This window comes from Erythrobacter longus, assembly GCF_000715015.1.
Taxonomy (GTDB): domain Bacteria; phylum Pseudomonadota; class Alphaproteobacteria; order Sphingomonadales; family Sphingomonadaceae; genus Erythrobacter; species Erythrobacter longus.
The window spans coordinates 27,837-42,783 of record NZ_JMIW01000007.1 but is presented as its reverse complement, the minus strand read 5'-3'; the positions used below and the strand labels follow the sequence as shown (position 1 = coordinate 42,783).

General features: G+C 57.1%; 20 protein-coding genes and 1 tRNA gene. 13 read left to right on the top strand and 8 right to left on the bottom strand.

The annotated features are described in order from the left end of the window. The first annotated feature begins 136 nt into the window (after positions 1-136). Positions 137-1,177: a ribonucleotide-diphosphate reductase subunit beta gene (locus EH31_RS14075; RefSeq protein ID WP_034961483.1), complete on the top strand. Its 1,041-nt coding sequence runs from the start codon at positions 137-139 to the stop codon at positions 1,175-1,177. Positions 1,178-1,180: 3 nt separating this feature from the next. After that, a complete protein-coding gene (locus EH31_RS14070; RefSeq protein ID WP_034961471.1) occupies positions 1,181-2,116 on the top strand; it encodes an STM4504/CBY_0614 family protein in 936 nt (311 codons plus the stop codon). 316 nt (positions 2,117-2,432) lie between these two features. On the opposite strand, the gene EH31_RS14065 is transcribed toward EH31_RS14070, so the two are convergent. After that, positions 2,433-2,822, bottom strand: coding sequence for an endonuclease domain-containing protein (locus tag EH31_RS14065; RefSeq protein ID WP_241765939.1), 390 nt, complete (start codon positions 2,820-2,822; stop codon positions 2,433-2,435). A gap of 453 nt (positions 2,823-3,275) precedes the next feature. Here EH31_RS14065 and EH31_RS14060 point away from each other — a divergent pair, with 453 nt between their 5' ends. Further along, a complete protein-coding gene (locus tag EH31_RS14060; RefSeq protein WP_051699296.1) occupies positions 3,276-3,572 on the top strand; it encodes a DUF1294 domain-containing protein in 297 nt (98 codons plus the stop codon). 318 nt (positions 3,573-3,890) lie between these two features. Here the strand turns inward: EH31_RS14060 and EH31_RS14055 are convergent, their stop codons facing one another. Then, positions 3,891-4,868, bottom strand: a complete 978-nt coding sequence (locus EH31_RS14055; RefSeq protein WP_152553583.1) for a hypothetical protein — start codon at positions 4,866-4,868, stop codon at positions 3,891-3,893. 119 nt (positions 4,869-4,987) lie between these two features. Here EH31_RS14055 and EH31_RS14050 point away from each other — a divergent pair, with 119 nt between their 5' ends. The 3 genes from EH31_RS14050 (at position 4,988) to EH31_RS14040 (ending at position 5,961) form a co-directional block, all read left to right on the top strand. After that, complete coding sequence (locus EH31_RS14050; protein WP_241765938.1) at positions 4,988-5,284, top strand: DUF1294 domain-containing protein; 297 nt, start codon at positions 4,988-4,990, stop codon at positions 5,282-5,284. Positions 5,285-5,367: 83 nt separating this feature from the next. Continuing rightward, the gene (locus EH31_RS14045) at positions 5,368-5,622 is read left to right on the top strand and encodes an HP1242/YdcH family protein (RefSeq protein WP_034961464.1); all 255 of its coding nucleotides are present in this window, start codon (positions 5,368-5,370) and stop codon (positions 5,620-5,622) included. Between the two features lie 48 nt (positions 5,623-5,670). Further along, complete coding sequence (locus EH31_RS14040; protein ID WP_241765937.1) at positions 5,671-5,961, top strand: hypothetical protein; 291 nt, start codon at positions 5,671-5,673, stop codon at positions 5,959-5,961. A gap of 21 nt (positions 5,962-5,982) precedes the next feature. Here the strand turns inward: EH31_RS14040 and EH31_RS14035 are convergent, their stop codons facing one another. After that, on the bottom strand, positions 5,983-6,675 hold the full coding sequence (locus EH31_RS14035) for a hypothetical protein (RefSeq protein WP_034961462.1): 693 nt from the start codon (positions 6,673-6,675) through the stop codon (positions 5,983-5,985). Positions 6,676-6,830: 155 nt separating this feature from the next. Between EH31_RS14035 and EH31_RS17400 the strand changes: the two genes are divergently transcribed. Further along, positions 6,831-7,196: an HP1242/YdcH family protein gene (locus EH31_RS17400; protein ID WP_081853441.1), complete on the top strand. Its 366-nt coding sequence runs from the start codon at positions 6,831-6,833 to the stop codon at positions 7,194-7,196. A gap of 135 nt (positions 7,197-7,331) precedes the next feature. Here EH31_RS17400 and EH31_RS14025 read toward each other — a convergent pair whose 3' ends face one another. The 3 genes from EH31_RS14025 to EH31_RS14015 form a co-directional block, all read right to left on the bottom strand. Beyond that, positions 7,332-7,703, bottom strand: a complete 372-nt coding sequence (locus EH31_RS14025; RefSeq protein WP_034961459.1) for a DUF4870 family protein — start codon at positions 7,701-7,703, stop codon at positions 7,332-7,334. Between the two features lie 107 nt (positions 7,704-7,810). Continuing rightward, the gene (locus EH31_RS17025) at positions 7,811-8,260 is read right to left on the bottom strand and encodes a thermonuclease family protein (protein ID WP_206742039.1); all 450 of its coding nucleotides are present in this window, start codon (positions 8,258-8,260) and stop codon (positions 7,811-7,813) included. Between the two features lie 353 nt (positions 8,261-8,613). After that, entirely contained in the window at positions 8,614-8,961 is a 348-nt protein-coding gene (locus EH31_RS14015) for a BufA1 family periplasmic bufferin-type metallophore (protein WP_034961457.1), read from the bottom strand. Between the two features lie 229 nt (positions 8,962-9,190). On the opposite strand from EH31_RS14015, the gene argB reads away from it, so the two are divergent. The 5 genes from argB to EH31_RS13990 all read left to right on the top strand — a co-directional run bounded on the left by argB (position 9,191) and on the right by EH31_RS13990 (position 12,884). After that, a complete protein-coding gene (gene argB, locus EH31_RS14010; RefSeq protein ID WP_034961456.1) occupies positions 9,191-10,108 on the top strand; it encodes an acetylglutamate kinase in 918 nt (305 codons plus the stop codon). Between the two features lie 151 nt (positions 10,109-10,259). Next, the gene (locus EH31_RS14005) at positions 10,260-10,547 is read left to right on the top strand and encodes a YggT family protein (RefSeq protein WP_034961453.1); all 288 of its coding nucleotides are present in this window, start codon (positions 10,260-10,262) and stop codon (positions 10,545-10,547) included. 4 nt (positions 10,548-10,551) lie between these two features. After that, entirely contained in the window at positions 10,552-11,445 is an 894-nt protein-coding gene (folD, locus tag EH31_RS14000; RefSeq protein ID WP_034961451.1) for a bifunctional methylenetetrahydrofolate dehydrogenase/methenyltetrahydrofolate cyclohydrolase FolD, read from the top strand. Positions 11,446-11,474: 29 nt separating this feature from the next. Next, on the top strand, positions 11,475-12,242 hold the full coding sequence (locus EH31_RS13995; protein ID WP_034961448.1) for a hypothetical protein: 768 nt from the start codon (positions 11,475-11,477) through the stop codon (positions 12,240-12,242). A 15-nt stretch (positions 12,243-12,257) separates the two neighbouring features. Continuing rightward, the gene (locus EH31_RS13990) at positions 12,258-12,884 is read left to right on the top strand and encodes a MarC family protein (protein WP_034961812.1); all 627 of its coding nucleotides are present in this window, start codon (positions 12,258-12,260) and stop codon (positions 12,882-12,884) included. 8 nt (positions 12,885-12,892) lie between these two features. On the opposite strand, the gene EH31_RS13985 is transcribed toward EH31_RS13990, so the two are convergent. Together EH31_RS13985 and EH31_RS13980 are read right to left on the bottom strand one after the other, a co-directional pair. Then, on the bottom strand, positions 12,893-13,504 hold the full coding sequence (locus EH31_RS13985) for an LON peptidase substrate-binding domain-containing protein (RefSeq protein ID WP_199797046.1): 612 nt from the start codon (positions 13,502-13,504) through the stop codon (positions 12,893-12,895). A gap of 6 nt (positions 13,505-13,510) precedes the next feature. After that, on the bottom strand, positions 13,511-14,437 hold the full coding sequence (locus tag EH31_RS13980; protein ID WP_034961446.1) for a tetratricopeptide repeat protein: 927 nt from the start codon (positions 14,435-14,437) through the stop codon (positions 13,511-13,513). A gap of 257 nt (positions 14,438-14,694) precedes the next feature. Between EH31_RS13980 and EH31_RS13975 the strand changes: the two genes are divergently transcribed. After that, positions 14,695-14,769 (top strand) — tRNA-Gly (locus EH31_RS13975). The last annotated feature ends 178 nt before the right edge of the window (positions 14,770-14,947 follow it).

Below are 14,947 nucleotides of genomic sequence, written 5' to 3'. Positions count from 1 at the left end.
CGGCCTACCCCCGGTGCGACTCGGCTCGACTCAGAATTTGCACGGTTTATCCCCACCGAATCATCTACCCTTGCCTGTCGGAACGAAGCTGGTTCACCTATATAGGTAAGCCAACTCGAAAACAGGATCACACAACATGTCGTTGCTCGAAGCCCGTAACACCTACAAGCCGTTCCAATACCCATGGGCCTACGAGTTCTGGAAACGTCAACAACAGATCCACTGGATGCCCGAAGAAGTGCCTCTTGGTGAAGACTGCCGCGACTGGGCGCAGAACATCACCGAGCATGAGCGCAATCTGCTCACCCAAATCTTCCGCTTCTTCACGCAGGCCGACGTCGAAGTGCAGGATTGCTACCACGACAAATATGGCCGCGTGTTCAAGCCGACCGAGATCAAGATGATGCTGGCCGCGTTTTCCAACATGGAAACCGTCCACATCGCCGCCTATTCCCACCTGCTCGACACCATCGGCATGCCGGAAAGCGAATACAGCGCCTTCCTCGATTATGAGGAAATGGCCGACAAGCACAATTACATGAACCAGTTCAGCGTCGACACCGACGAGGACATTGCGCGCACGCTCGCCATGTTCGGCGGGTTCACCGAGGGGCTTCAGCTGTTTGCGTCATTCGCCATGCTGATGAACTTCCCGCGCCACAACAAGATGAAAGGCATGGGCCAAATCGTTTCCTGGTCGGTCCGCGATGAGACGCTTCACTGCGAAGGCATCATCAAGATGTTCCACACCTTCTGTGAAGAGCGCGATTGCCTGACCAAAGCGGTGAAAGAAGACATCATCGACATCTGTCAAAAGACGGTGCGCCTCGAAGATGCGTTTATCGATCTCGCCTTCGAAATGGGCCCGGTCGAGGGCATGACCGCGAAAGACATCAAGAAGTACATCCGCTACATCGCCGACTGGCGTCTGGGCCAATTGAAGCTGCAGCCGATCTACATGATCGACGAGCATCCGCTTCCCTGGCTCAGCCCGCTTTTGAACGGTGTCGAGCACGCCAACTTCTTCGAAGCGCGCGCAACCGAATATTCCAAAGGCGCAACCAAAGGCGACTGGAACACCGTATGGTCCAGCTTCGACAAGCGCCAAAAGGCAAAAGCGGTGAACGAGGAAGAGGTTGTCAGCGACGGCCCGGATATGTTCGAAGCGGCGGAGTGAGGAATGATCTTCAAACTCTTCTCAGAGCGAAAGAAAGAGGAGAGCGGGGCCGATGATGTTTATCAATACGATAAAGTAACGGACAAGCTACGCGTTCAAATCCAGCAAATTTTGGCTGACGCAATAGGCCGGTTCTACGTATTTGGGTACCATGATCTTAGTACCCCAGATAACAACAACGACGGTTGGGAAATGATAGTCTCCATCCTTCGGCGAGAGTATGGCGTCCACTACCTTCGGGGTGCGGACAACCCTGCCGAGGAGTTCTTGCGATTTATCGGTGACTGCAAGGTTGAAGAATTCATCGACGCATTAGAAGTTGCCTGTCGCTACATTGGTGAGGTCGTCTCGGGCATCCCGCAATATCGACTAGAAAACTATTCGATAAAGATGAAACCAGAAGAGGCGTTGGACGAGGTCAACTACCGCTTGCGTCAGGCCTCATTCGGCTACCAGTATGAAAATGGTGCCATCTTTCGAGTTGATGATGAGTTCGTACACAAAGAGGTCGTCAAACCGGCAATTCGATTCCTTCATGCCGAAGGGTTTTCAGGACCTCGTGATGAGTTTTTTAGAGCACACAGTCTGTACCGGGAGGGCAAGCACTCACTGGCAGTGGTTGAGTGCGGCAAGGCGTTCGAGAGCGCTCTAAAGAGTGTCTGTGACATTAAGGGTTGGGAATACGAGAAGGGCGATCGAGCGTCTGACTTGATCAAAATTATCAGGCGTAACGAGTTGATACCTAACCATCTAGACAAGTCCTTTGATCAGCTTATCGCTACTTTGGCGTCCGGCCTTCCTCAATTGCGTAATAATGAGGGAGCACACGGACAAGGGGCGACACAGCGCCAAGTGCCAAGGCCTATCGCAGAGTATGCGCTCCATCTATGCGCTGCCAAGATAGCCCTAATTGCTGGCCTCGCGACAGGGCAGAGCTAGCGAGATCAAATCCCCCTCCCGCTTGCGGGAGGGGCTAGGGGTGGGCTTGGCTTGGTCGGAGATGTCGGGAAATTGCCTACCTTACTGCAAGCGATGGATTGCCCACCCCGCTGCGACTAGCGAGCAAGCTCGCAAGTCTCACTGCCCCTCCCGCAAGCGGGAGGGGTGAAAGAGGGAGTGCCCACCCTGCTGCGACTAGGCTCCCCCGGATCAAGTCCGGGGTCCCCAAGTCTCGCTGTCCCTCCCGCAGGCGGGAGAGATCAAGAAGGCTACCCACCCCGCTGCAGCTAGGCTCCCGCAAGCGGGAGGTTTTTTGCTACCGGCGCAACTCCTCAATCTTCAGGCGGATTGCTGTGACTACGCCTTCGATGTTCTCATGCACTTGCGCGTTGGTAAAGCGCAGCACGGTGTAGCCTTCGGTCCGCATCCACTTGTCGCGAACCGCATCCCTCTCGGGCGCAATATCGTGGCTGTGGCCGTCGAGTTCGATCACGAGCTTCAACTCCCGGCAGAGGAAATCGGCATAGAACTGTCCGATCGGCATTTGGCGGCTGAACTTTGCGCCTTGTTGGCCGCGGGAGAGGTGCTCCCACAAAGCGCGCTCTGCCGGGGTGGCTTCGCGGCGTAAGGTGCGGGCGCGGTTTGTGTTTCTGGGTTGCCAGTTGGGCATTTCGGGATATTGCCGCAATGGTTTGGGTTTGCCCACCCCCACCCCCTCCCGCAGGCGGGAGGGGAGTAAAGGCTGCGTCCTTTCGCAAGCGGGAGGGGAGAATTGGCGAGACTAGACCACCCGCTCCCCCAAGCGCTACACTCCTCCCATAATCACGCAAGCGACCTCTATCGCTGGGTTTGGCGCTGGTTTGGGCATCGCGGCCCAAGGCGGGAAGCCCAATTTCAAACCCTATGAGCCGCTTCCCACAGGGCCTTTGTTCTACAAACCAAATCCGTCACCCCGGCGTAGGCCGGGGTCCAGATTCTTCCTCTTCAATCCGCGCTTTGCCTTGCAATGGATCCCGGCCTTCGCCGGGATGACGAGGGGGAGCGGGGATGACGAGGGGGAGCGGGGATGACAAAGAAGGCAGCGAGAGCCACTCAGGCGGGCCTAAGCACTCGTACGCCTTCAACGCTTCCTCAAGCCCTGTTCGCGTAACCCTCGGCTATGAACCCGCTCGCTGACATTCTCACACCGGCCAACATCATCACCGCGCTTATCGTCATGAACTTCTCAAGCTTCGCCGCTTTCGGCATCGACAAGGCGCTGGCTGAAAAGCGAGCGCGGCGAATTTCCGAAGCCGCTCTTCTCAACCTTGCATTTTTCGGCGGGATTGGCGGTGCCTATGCCGGGCGCGAAGTGTTTCGGCACAAGACGCGCAAGGCATCCTTCTCCAACCAATTACACATGGTCGCGGCTGTCCAGCTGTGCGCGCTCGTCTTTGCTCTCATCGCCTTTTGGTAAGAAAGCACAAGGAACGGGGCACTCGCCCACATCCCACCGGCCTTTCCTACAGGCCCCCGTGCGCGCTAGACCTCGCGGCATGACGTGGTCCCTTAACTCATGGCTTTTGCCCCCTCGAACGGACACATCAGGTGGCAAAGGTTTTTTGCCCCTGAACAGTGTGTCAGTTGTGTCGAAACCCTCGTTTATGCATTGGTTTTCATGGGGTTGGCGCAAATGCCTTCCCTAAAGGTAAACCGATCAGAGTTTGGTCCCGCCAGATCAAAGGAGACGCCTCATAAATCGCAGCGTACACTCAGGGTGCCTTTTACAAGACGCTTATCGGTACTCACCCTTCTCATAGGCGGTGACGACGCCCGGGCTGGGCACTCGGCAGGTGTTTGGCGCGTCGAAGAAGTAGAGGCACACGGGGCGTCCATCGCGGTATTCCACTGTGACAGAGCCATTGGTGAGCGTGCCCAGCTGGTTAAAGCGGTAGCGCGCGCTGATCGATAGGGGGCGGCCTGATGCGTCTTTGCGGGTGACTGCGACGTTTGACACGCTGCCTTGCATATAGCGGTTCATCATCCACCCGCGCGCGTTTTCGCGGATCAGAGCATCGACCATTTTGCCGTAATTGGACGGCACGTAAGCAGCCCCGTTTCCGCCGCCCCGCGTCGAGCTTAACGTGGCTCCATTGGCCAGCTTCAACGGCGCGGCGCCTGTTCCGAACCGTTCAAAATTGGCCTGAAACCGTTTGAGCGCCGGGCTGGTGCAGCCGTTTTGCGATAGCAGTCTTTCCATGTCCCCATCGGCCGCCAATGCCTGATCCACCATGCGGCGCGAACTGGCGCCCGGTGCCTGGCCTTGGGTGGGCAGAATGCTGCCAAGGATTTCGCCCGCCTGCCGGCTCTCAAGCCGCTTTGAAAGCGCGAGCAGGTCAGGGTCGGCAAACCGTCCCGTTCCGTAAGTTTCCGATTGCGAACAATAGCGGTTCGTCTCAACCCCAAACCCGTTTCGCGTGACGGTTTCCCTGACACATCGCGATGCCATGATCTCGACCTTATTGCTGGGCAGATGGGCGGCGCAGGTGCGCGAATAGGCGCCAATGTACTTATCAAGCAGGAAGGCATAGGCGTTGCCCTCTGGCTGCAACCGCGCGTTTGCAAAATCGCCAAGGTAGATGGCCTGGACTTCGCTTTCATAGTTGAGGCCGTCCACCTTAAGGCTGCCTGCGCCGAGACCTGATTGTGCAGAAAGGCTGGCCAAGCCCACAAAGGCGGTTGCACCCGCTAAAAGTAACGCCGAAATTCGCATGTCCATTGCCCCCATAACTTTGGATATTGTATCATGGAGTTGGCGAAAACGCTCGGATTTATGCTTCAGGTCAAGGAACTCTTCACAATTCGCTTAATTTTGGAGAGTATTCGACAAGTATGAATGACATTGGATGGCTGTTTGAACTGGCGAATTTTGTGACGGTGATTTGCGTCATGAGCTTTGCAGCCTTTGCGGCATTTGGCTGGGACAAGGCTGCGGCAGAAAATGGCAAGCGGCGCGTGTCAGAGGCAGCGTTGTTGAACCTTGCTTTGTTTGGCGGGATTGTTGGTGCCTATGCCGGACGTGCATTGTTCCGCCATAAAACCCGCAAACAGCCTTTTAGCAGGCATTTGCACACAGTCGCTTTGTTGCAATTGTTCGCAGCGGTCTTCCTCACCATCTTTTTGTGGTGAGCGGGCAAAGTTTGACCCACATCAATTCGCCGTCTCGCCTTTGGGCCTAGACCACTCCCACAACCTCAAGGGAGACGCCTCAAATGTCACAGCATACACCCAACGAATTGACCGAAATCTTCAAGCGCGACCGTGATCTTGTCACCCAGCTTAAAGGCACCGATGGCCACTTTGCACGGTTGGCGGATGAGTATCATGAGGTGAACCGGCAGGTGCACCGGATCGAGGCCGAAGCAGAGGCGGCGAGCGACGAGCGGTTTGAAACGCTCAAGAAACAGCGCCTCTCGCTCCTCGACCAGCTCACCGCAATCGTGAGCGCAGCGCGCCCGGCGGCTTGAGCCCCCTCGCGGTGCCACCCATCACACAGACCGTTCAGGAGAACCCCCATGTCCTTATTGAAAGCTACCATGCCCGCTCTTGCAATCTCCACCCTCGCAATTTCTACGCTCGCTCTGGCTGCTTGCGCGCAGGAGGAAGAGGAGAAATCCTACGAGGTCGGCGTTGAAGATGTGAGCGGCGGCGAATTGCAGGTTGCCGATCCCAAGCCCGGCGAGGTTGAGGTCAACCTGCCCCAAACCCCGATGAAGAATGTCCCTGCGCAAACGCAGGATGGCGCGGAAGGGGAAGCTGGGGAAGCTGAAGCTGGGGAAGCGGAAGCCGAGGAAGCGCCGGAATAGTCGCTGTCATGGCCATGGGGGTTACCCGCCCTCGTGACCCCAAGCGGGCGGGGGCGCTTCCACCTCTGCGCTCAAATCAAACTCCACCCGGAACAGGCGCGGCTCAGTGGCTCCGCCTTCGAGGGTGCGTTTGAGCTGATAGACGAACCTTGCGTTCTCGCTGCCCGCTGGCTGTACCTCGACCGACCACACATTGGTGACTGAGGCGTCGTAGCCTTGGGCCTTGAACATATCCACGCTGAACTGATCGACTGGAAAGCTCTGCATGGTTGCGGTGCCTTCATCGGCGGTGTCGCCGCCATACATGGTGAGCGCGTCACTCTCGCCGTCCTTGTGGCGGTGATCATGCTTAAGGCGCAGGCCCAGCTGCGTTTCACCTTGACCGCTCATATGGGGCACCGATTGGCGAGTGATCAGCCATGTGCGCGAGCGGTCCCACTCGCCGTTTATCTCTACGTGGAAAGGTACAGCGATGCGGGTCTTTGAGCAGTCGGCGACATACATGACCATGGGGGCGCCGACAAAGTCTGCGTCGGCCTCGTCCTCGCTCACCAACTGCCCCGCGTAAGCCTTGCCGCAATGCGTTGATAGCGCAGTGAAAAAGGCGTCTTGCGGGCTCTCTTGCGCGTCTGCTTGCGGCGCGTCGGGCGAGCAAGCGACGAGCAAGAGCACAGGGGCAAAAATAGAGGCGAAGCTTTTGGAGATGTCTTTCATTCGCGGCACGCTAGCGCCTGCGCGCTTCAATGTCGCGGCTCTTTCCTCGAGGCTTCTCATCCGGACCGTGTTCCGGGCGCTTGATCGAAGTCAATGTGAAGGCGGCTTTGTTGACGCATATTGTCGCCAAGATATGCAAACAGGAGCCTTTCACCATGTCTGCCCATACGCCGCACGAGCTGCATGAGTTTTTCGGTCGCCTCCCGTCAAAGCATTTGAGCGCACCTACGCTTGCCGAAGAGTTTCCGCATGATGCAGGCACGCTCACCCGGCTCAAGCTTACCGATAACCACTTTTGCAGCCTGTCCGAGCGCTATCACGCGCTTAACCGGTCTATCCACCGGATCGAGGCGCAGGTGGAGACCACATCGGATGCCTATGTGACGCAGCTGAAGAAACAGCGGCTGGCGCTGCTGGATGATATTGCGCTGATCGTTGAGATAGCTGAGCGCAAGTGGGCGCAGGGCGATGAGCTACAAAACGGCGTACAGATGGACAAGCAGATGGAGCCAAGCTCGTAGAAGTGGGGCTCTATGAGAGTGACGCCCATTCGTTTTGAAACGAGGCGACGTCTAAAACGGGGCGTCACTTTCACCCAAAATGCAGGTGCTTTTCCAAAGCGCCAGATTAGGGTCCTGACCCAAGAGCTGGCCCGCTTAAAACAGAAGCGTCTTGGGATCAGGCATAGGCTCTTGTTTCTGCGCCTTGATAAGGCTGAGAACACTGCGCACGCCGACCCAAATCGCGGGAAGCGGGAGCAGGATCATGCCAATTACGGTGATGGTCAAAACGACCGAGACCACCAAACCAATCCAGAATGTGCGGATCAGATAAGAGAAGTGTGATTTGGCCCATTCCGCTTGATTGTCGCCAGCCCAGACATGAGCAAGCACAATGCCGACGAGGCCGCTGATCCCGGTCACAAAGCTGGCGAGATAGCACAGCGAGATGATCGATGGTTGGTTGAAGTCGAAACCGCCGCTGGGGCCGACCTCGCGATTGGTGTCTGTCGTGGTTGGCTCGGTCATGGAAGATCCCCCTTAATGGCCGTGTTTTAACCCTGCGAGACTACGCATTGTACCGTGGAGGGCAAGCCTTTCCTCAATCAGGGGGCGAGGCGGCTAACGTGCACCCGTTATGTGCACCAGTCCCCGGGCGTCTGTCCCCATCCATTGTTAGCGGCAAGGCCGCTTGCAATCATATATTCGGCCAGTGTTTCCTCAGAGCCATCATCGGCAATGCGGCGGGCCGCTCGAAGCTCTCGTCCATACTGATCGCGCGGAGGATTGTCGCCGCCGTCCCATTCAAAGGGGCCTTGGCCAAGCCATCGGTGGAGGCGTGCTTTGGCAGTCCTTGCAAGTTTCCTTTCCGCATCGCAGGCACCATCGAGTTCTGGCGTGTCAAATCCGGTTAAGCGAATGCGCCGCTTCTGTGGCCCTGCGCCAATCAACACACCGATCAACACAGTGTCCCCGTCGACGACGCACCCTTCTTCGCGAGGGCCGACACCGCAAAGGGCAAAATGTGTGGTAACTTTGGTCCACCCTTGCTCAGCCTCGGTAGATTGGGAGGCGAACCACCACACCCCCACCAAGATGAAGACAACAAGGGGCGCTCGCCACCAGAGCGCATTGTTGAACAGTCCGCCGCGCCGGGATCGGAGGCGGCGCTGGCGTCCGGATCGGCGGCGAAATCGGCGGCGAAATCGGGTGCGAAATCGGGGGCGAGATGGTCGGCGGGGCATTCGCGCATTAAACTAGCATTACGACGCGCCAAAGAAAGAGCCGGTCTCAATATCCAGTCTCAATACCCAGTCTCAATATCCAGTCTCTGGGGCCAATACGAGCGCAAAAAAGCCGCCAAGGTTTGACCCTGGCGGCTTTCTTGAAATCCTGCAGTTTGAAACCGAGCGGCCCCAAACTCGCGTGATTGCGGCGATTAGCCGATGTTGGTGGTCTCTTCGAGTGAGCCAAATGTACCATCGGGACGTTCCGTGGTCTCGCAAGTGCCCTTGTCGACATAGGTCCATGCATTGCCCTGATAGTCGATGACCGAAGTGCCTGCACAGCTTGTGCCCGGACCTGCTGCACAGCCGTTCTTGCCGGCAAGCGAAATACCAAAGCATTTCTCTTTCTCACCAGCGCCTGCGTCTGCAAGTGCTGCCTCTTCAGTGTTTGAGGCGCCTGCCTCAGCTGTCTCTGGAGCTTCAGCTGCGCCCGAGCACGCAGCGGCAAGACCTGCGGCCGCTGCAAGAGCGATCGAACCATTTAGACGACTAGTATTCATTAAATTCCTCCATCCACATTCAAAACAGGGCGCGTTCTGGAACCCCTGTTCATTCCCTGGTTATCATGGAAACAGCATTCGGTTACAAAGGGAAGGGAAAATTTCATAAAGGTTGCGCGCCGACCTTGTAAAAGAAACGCTCTACCGCCTTCTTTCCTAGAGCGGACTTAGCCGCTAAGCGCTGCACGAGACAGACCCTGTCCTCACGTAGAAAAGCGAGACTTACATCATGGTCAATTCCAATGGCGCCGCTGACAAATCTGGTGCGGCTCCTGACCTTGCAAAAGCTGAAGTGCTGATCGAGGCGCTGCCTTACTTTCAGCGCTATGCTGGCCGTACATTTGTGGTCAAATATGGCGGGCACGCCATGGGAGAGCCTCAAGCGGCGCGCGATTTTGCCGAAGACATCGTGCTGCTGAAGGCCGTTGGGATCAATCCGGTGGTGGTCCATGGCGGGGGTCCGCAAATTGGCGATATGCTTGCCCGGCTCGGGGTGGAAAGCACATTTGTCGATGGCCTTCGCGTGACCGATGAAGCCACTGCGAAGATCGCCGAAATGGTCTTGTCGGGCGCGATCAACAAAGAGCTTGTTGGATGGCTCAGCAATGCCGGCGGCAAGGCGATTGGTATCTCTGGCAAGGACGGTGGCCTTGTTTCTGCACGAAAAGTCAGCCGCACGGCCAAAGACCCTGAAAGCCTGATTGAAAAGGTGGTCGACCTTGGATTTGTAGGGGAACCCGATCACGTCGACACATCGGTCATCGACACTGCGGTTGCCGCAGGGATGATCCCGGTGATTGCTCCCATCGCAGCGGGCAAGGACGGCGCAACTTACAATATCAACGCTGACACAATGGCAGGCGCAATCGCCGCAGCTTTGGGGGCGGCACGCTTGTTCCTGCTTACCGATGTGCCCGGTGTGTTGGACGAAAACGGTGACCTTTTGACCGACCTGACCCCTGCCGACATCGCCCTTCTTCGCGAAAAGGGCGTGATCAAAGGCGGCATGGTGCCAAAGCTTGAAACCTGCGTCACGGCGGTCAATTCTGGCTGCGAGGCCGCAGTTGTGCTCGATGGCCGGGTTGCGCATGCGATGCTGTTGGAATTCTTCACTGCAAGGGGCGCAGGTACACTGGTGCATGCATGATCCACCGGCTAAAGCGGCCTGAAGGGAACAGCTCTAGGCTGGCAAAAGGCGTATTAGTCGGGTAATACGCTTTGAAAGGGACTCACACTGGAGGCCAGGCGGCATTTTTGCGCTGCTTGACCGCCAAACGACAAGGTAATGAAAAAACCCCATGCCCACACTTATTGATACGCTTATCCAGATCGTTTCGTTGCTGGTGAATGTTTTTGTCATGCTCGTGATCGTGCAATTCGTGATCGGGCTTTTGTTTGCCTTCAATGTGGTGAACAATTCGAACCAGTTTTTGATGCAAATCTACGAATCGGTGAACCGTTTGATGGACCCGATCTTGCGACCAGTGCGCAACATCATGCCTCAGACCGGCGCGCTCGATCTGTCGCCGCTTGTTGTGATCGTGGGCGCGCAAATCGTCCTCATCGTTCTCAATTCGCTGCGTTAATGCCATGAGCGCTACACGAATTGACGGAAAAGCCTTCGCTGCCACTTTGCGCGAACGGGTCGGCGGCCATGCGCTTGGTTTTGCAAAGGCGGCAGGGCGCAAACCCGGTCTTGCGGTGGTTCTGGTCGGCGATGATCCCGCAAGCCAGGTGTATGTGGGCTCCAAAGGCAAAGCCACAGTGGCTGCCAATATGGAGAGCTTTGAGCATCGCTTGCCCGATGACACCAGCGAAGAGACGCTTTTAGCGCTCATCGACCAGCTCAACAACGATGAGCGGGTTGACGGTATTCTGGTGCAATTGCCACTGCCTGCGCATTTGGATGAACAATCCATCATCGCATCAATCAGCCCGGACAAGGATGTCGATGGCTTCCATGTCATCAACGCAGGGCGCTTGAGCGTTGGCCAATCGGGTTTTGTGCCTTGCACCCCGCTTGGCTGTATGATGCTTTTGACCGATCGTCTGGGCGATCTTTCGGGCCTTGATGCGGTGGTGATTGGCCGTTCCAACATTGTCGGGAAGCCTATGGCTCAGCTTTTGCTGGATGCAAACGCGACTGTCACCATCGCGCACAGCCGGACCAAGGATTTGGCCAGCGTCGTCAAGCGCGCAGACATTGTCGTGGCCGCAGTGGGCCGTCCCAATATGGTTCGCAAAGACTGGCTTAAACCCGGTGCAACCGTCATTGATGTTGGCATCAACCGCCTTCCCCCTGAACCGGGCAAGGACAAGGGCCAGCTTGTCGGCGACGTCGCCTATGACGAGGCAAGCGAGGTTGCTGGCGCGATCACGCCTGTTCCTGGCGGAGTTGGACCGATGACGATTGCGGTTCTGTTGCGCAACACACTGGTCGCGGCACATCGCAATGCCGGGCTCGAAGTGCCAGAAGGCATTTGATCTGCCCAAAAACGATTGGAGTACCCTGCATGAAACGCGTTTTGACTTATGGCCTTATCGGCGTTGCGGCGGTTTCCTTATCCGCCTGCACTTCAAGTGCGCCGCGTGGACCTAGCAACAAGGTTATTGAACGCGTTCTGGCAAAGGCACCCGGCGAAGCGCAGCCCAGCACGATTGTCTCAACCGAGATCGCGTATGCGCGCGCTGCTCAGGAGCAAGGTTTTGCTGGCGCGGCTTTGGCCTTTGCGGCTCCGGGCGCGCAAATTCACCTTCGCAGTGGTGTTGCCCCCATTCAGGCGATTGCGCCCGCATTGGAAGAGGCGGGCGTTCAAACCCAATGGGGGCCGCGTGTTGTTGTCCAAAGCTGCGATGGGTCGCTCGCGATGAGCCAGGGACGCTTTGTCGATGGCGAGGGTAGGGTTGGCAATTATGTGACCACCTGGGCGCGCCAGAGCGATGGCGATTTCAAATGGACCTATGATGCAGCCGGTCTTGATGACCCGCAGCCGCCGAAACGCCGAGTTTTCGAGGACGGCGATATTGTCGTGACCGCTCTTGATCTGGTTGAAGGGCTTGTCGCAACGTGCCCGCGTGCGGGCGAAACCGTACCGCCTGCGCCCCCGGTGCCTGAGGGAACGGGCGGGGCCTCTGCTATGCAAGTGTCGCGCGATGGCACCTTGCGTTGGCGCTGGGAACACCGCGAAGGCGATATGAAATATGTGACAGCGCAATACTTTTTCGAAGGCGAATGGGTGACAGCTATAGAAGAAACGCTTGCATCTGCGCCCAATGAATGATGAGGGGCGCCAATGCTGCCTGAACTCTTCGTCTCCGCCTTTATCACGCTCTTTGTAGTGATCGATCCGCCCGGCTGCGCGCCGATTTATGCGGGCCTCACGAAAAGAGCGACGCCAGCACAGGCGCGCAACATGGCCTTGCGCGCGACGATGATCGCAGCTGTGATCCTTTTGATCTTTGCCTTCTTTGGCGAAGGCTTGCTTGGCGCGCTTCATATCGAGCTTGATAGCTTCCGGATTGCAGGCGGGCTGATGCTGTTCTGGATCGCGTTTGAGATGGTGTTCGAGAAACGCACGCAGCGCCGCGAGGAACGTGCAGACAAAATCAACGCCAATCCCGAAGTGGAAGATGTGTCTGTCTTCCCAATGGCTATGCCCATGCTCGCTGGCCCCGGAGCAATCGCGGCGATTATGCTGTTGATGAACGAGGCAGACACGACCGCTGAAACGCTTGAGGTGTTCGCAGCACTTGGCGCTGTGCTTGTTCTCACAGCGCTCGCTCTTGTCGCCGCAGGGCCACTGATCCGGCTTTTGGGAGACAAGGTGGAGGCGGTTATTACCCGCCTTTTGGGCGTCCTGCTCGCCGCGCTTGCCGCTCAATATGTGATCGACGGGATCAAAGGCAATTTCGGCATCATATAAGCGGCTGCTTATTGCAGCGTCGTAATTTCTTCGCTGCCGTCGCTGCGGCCAAAGAATTGCATCAATTGGACCAAAAGCTCGCACCGCTCACCAAGGGAAGGCGCTTCCAGCAAGGCTTGTTTTGAGGCCGGATCAAATGGTGCGATTTGCGATACACCGTTGATGAGCGAGTGATCGTCCAAGCGTTTTACCGATTCCCAATCCACGCTGTATCCTTGCACTGCGGCAAATTCGCGGGCTTCCTGTTCGAACCCGCCGCGCTGCGCAAAGCTTAGCGTTTCGTCTTCGTCGTCTTCGATCAGCTCGGCTTCAACCTGACGAAAAGCGGTCGCAACATCCATTTCGTGTACGACTCTGAAACGTGATTGCCCCTCGAGGATGACGTTGTAGCGGCCATCATCCATCGCCTCGATTTCTCCGATTCGCCCGATACAACCGACCGAGTAAAGCGGCGCGCCGTCTACCGGGCGTTGGGGTTGGATCATGCCAATACGGCGGTCGCGCACCAAAGCATCGCCAATAAGCGCGCGGTATCGCGGTTCAAAAATATGGAGCGGCAATTGCAGGCCCGGGAAAAGGACTGCGCCCGTGAGGGGAAAGATGGAGAGGCGTATCGACATTATGCTTTAGCCGAACAGGATCTTGGAAAGTCGCCGACGGGTAGCCACCACCCATTCGTCTTCAAGACCTACGGCCTCAAAGATTTTGAGCAGTTTTTCGCGCGCTGCGCCCTCGTTCCATTCGCGGTCTTTCTCGACCATGGAAAGAAGCGTGTCCGCCGCATCATCGCGTGCGCCAGCGGCAAAGGCGCCTTCCGCAAAGGCGAGCTGTGCGTTCATATCGTCAGGGTTTGCGCTTGCGGCTTCGCGAAGGTTTGCAAGCTCACCATCATCGACCGAACTCTGCGCAAGCTCCAAAGCGCTTTTTGCAGCGGCAATCACAGGGTCGTTGGCAAATGCAGGGTCGGCTTCAACCGAGGCCAGCACTTGGCCTGCCTCGTCCGTTTGCCCCATTGCGATGAGCGCCTTGATAAGCCCGGCAGGCGCTGCTGGATTGTCGCTCGCAAATTCTGCGACTTGCGAGAAAATGCCAGCTGCGCGCTGGGCATCGCCCTCTGCAAGCGCTGCTTCGCCCAAGCCAATGAACTGTGCGATCTCTTCGGGCGATGGGCCTTTTGGTGCGCCATCACCTGCTCCTGCTTCAATCGGCAATTGGCCCAGCAATTGGTCGATCATTTGCGAAAGCTGGCTTTGCGTGCGGGCCTGTGTGAGGTCGGCGACCGGTTGCCCTTGGAACAGGGCATAGACGGTTGGGATCGACTTCACCTGGAACTGAGCGGCGATGAACTGTTCTTCATCGACATTGATCTTGGCAAGCACCACGCCCTTGTCAGCATAGTCAGCTGCGACCTTTTCGATCACCGGGGTGAGTGCCTTGCACGGTCCGCACCATTCTGCCCAGAAATCGACAATGACGAGTTTCGTCATACTGGGCTCGACCACTTCCTTGCGGAAACGGTCGACGGCTTTTTGTTCTTCGATGTTGAGTCCCATGCTGGCCAAGGGGAGGCTCCTGTTTTGCAATGCCGGCCCTGGGCGTACCAGAGGCGCGGGCTGAGTGATTCTTCTCCCCCATGTGGGGTGTTTTGCGGTCTTGTGAAGATTGCGAGCGTCTCTGGCTAGACGGGTGAGCGAATAAGAGTGCAATTTTGCGCGTTTTTAGGGTTGCGGGGTTGTACGCCCGCTGCTAATCGCCCCGCCACCCCGACAGAGAAGTGTGGTTTCACAACTTCCTGTTGAAGCGTCAGTGAGCGGGCGTAGCTCAGGGGTAGAGCACAACCTTGCCAAGGTTGGGGTCGGGCGTTCGAATCGCCTCGCCCGCTCCATTATTTCAAAAAACGGACCCGAGTTTTGCGTGCAGCGCTTTTGCTGCTGCCAATCGGCGTGTCCATTTTGCCGCACACTAAAAATCCTTCCCAAATCATAAGCATTCAGAACATTTTGGGCTGGACGCGGCGCGGCGATGCCGCCATTAACGCTGCCAATGATATAGTGTAACATCTC

Excerpts from the sequence above, each read along its gene's own strand:
- EH31_RS14075 (WP_034961483.1), top strand. The coding sequence starts at position 137 with ATGTCGTTGCTCGAAGCCCGTAACACCTACAAGCCGTTCCAATACCCA.
- EH31_RS14025 (WP_034961459.1), bottom strand. The coding sequence starts at position 7,703 with ATGACCGAGCCAACCACGACAGACACCAATCGCGAGGTCGGCCCCAGC.
- EH31_RS14055 (WP_152553583.1), bottom strand. The coding sequence starts at position 4,868 with ATGCGAATTTCGGCGTTACTTTTAGCGGGTGCAACCGCCTTTGTGGGC.
- folD (WP_034961451.1), top strand. The coding sequence starts at position 10,552 with ATGAGCGCTACACGAATTGACGGAAAAGCCTTCGCTGCCACTTTGCGC.
- argB (WP_034961456.1), top strand. The coding sequence starts at position 9,191 with ATGGTCAATTCCAATGGCGCCGCTGACAAATCTGGTGCGGCTCCTGAC.
- EH31_RS14015 (WP_034961457.1), bottom strand. The coding sequence starts at position 8,961 with ATGAATACTAGTCGTCTAAATGGTTCGATCGCTCTTGCAGCGGCCGCA.
- EH31_RS14050 (WP_241765938.1), top strand. The coding sequence starts at position 4,988 with ATGAATGACATTGGATGGCTGTTTGAACTGGCGAATTTTGTGACGGTG.
- EH31_RS17400 (WP_081853441.1), top strand. The coding sequence starts at position 6,831 with ATGTCTGCCCATACGCCGCACGAGCTGCATGAGTTTTTCGGTCGCCTC.
- EH31_RS14070 (WP_034961471.1), top strand. The coding sequence starts at position 1,181 with ATGATCTTCAAACTCTTCTCAGAGCGAAAGAAAGAGGAGAGCGGGGCC.
- EH31_RS13985 (WP_199797046.1), bottom strand. The coding sequence starts at position 13,504 with ATGTCGATACGCCTCTCCATCTTTCCCCTCACGGGCGCAGTCCTTTTC.
- EH31_RS13995 (WP_034961448.1), top strand. The coding sequence starts at position 11,475 with ATGAAACGCGTTTTGACTTATGGCCTTATCGGCGTTGCGGCGGTTTCC.
- EH31_RS14035 (WP_034961462.1), bottom strand. The coding sequence starts at position 6,675 with ATGAAAGACATCTCCAAAAGCTTCGCCTCTATTTTTGCCCCTGTGCTC.
- EH31_RS13980 (WP_034961446.1), bottom strand. The coding sequence starts at position 14,437 with ATGGGACTCAACATCGAAGAACAAAAAGCCGTCGACCGTTTCCGCAAG.
- EH31_RS14040 (WP_241765937.1), top strand. The coding sequence starts at position 5,671 with ATGTCCTTATTGAAAGCTACCATGCCCGCTCTTGCAATCTCCACCCTC.
- EH31_RS14045 (WP_034961464.1), top strand. The coding sequence starts at position 5,368 with ATGTCACAGCATACACCCAACGAATTGACCGAAATCTTCAAGCGCGAC.
- EH31_RS14060 (WP_051699296.1), top strand. The coding sequence starts at position 3,276 with ATGAACCCGCTCGCTGACATTCTCACACCGGCCAACATCATCACCGCG.
- EH31_RS14005 (WP_034961453.1), top strand. The coding sequence starts at position 10,260 with ATGCCCACACTTATTGATACGCTTATCCAGATCGTTTCGTTGCTGGTG.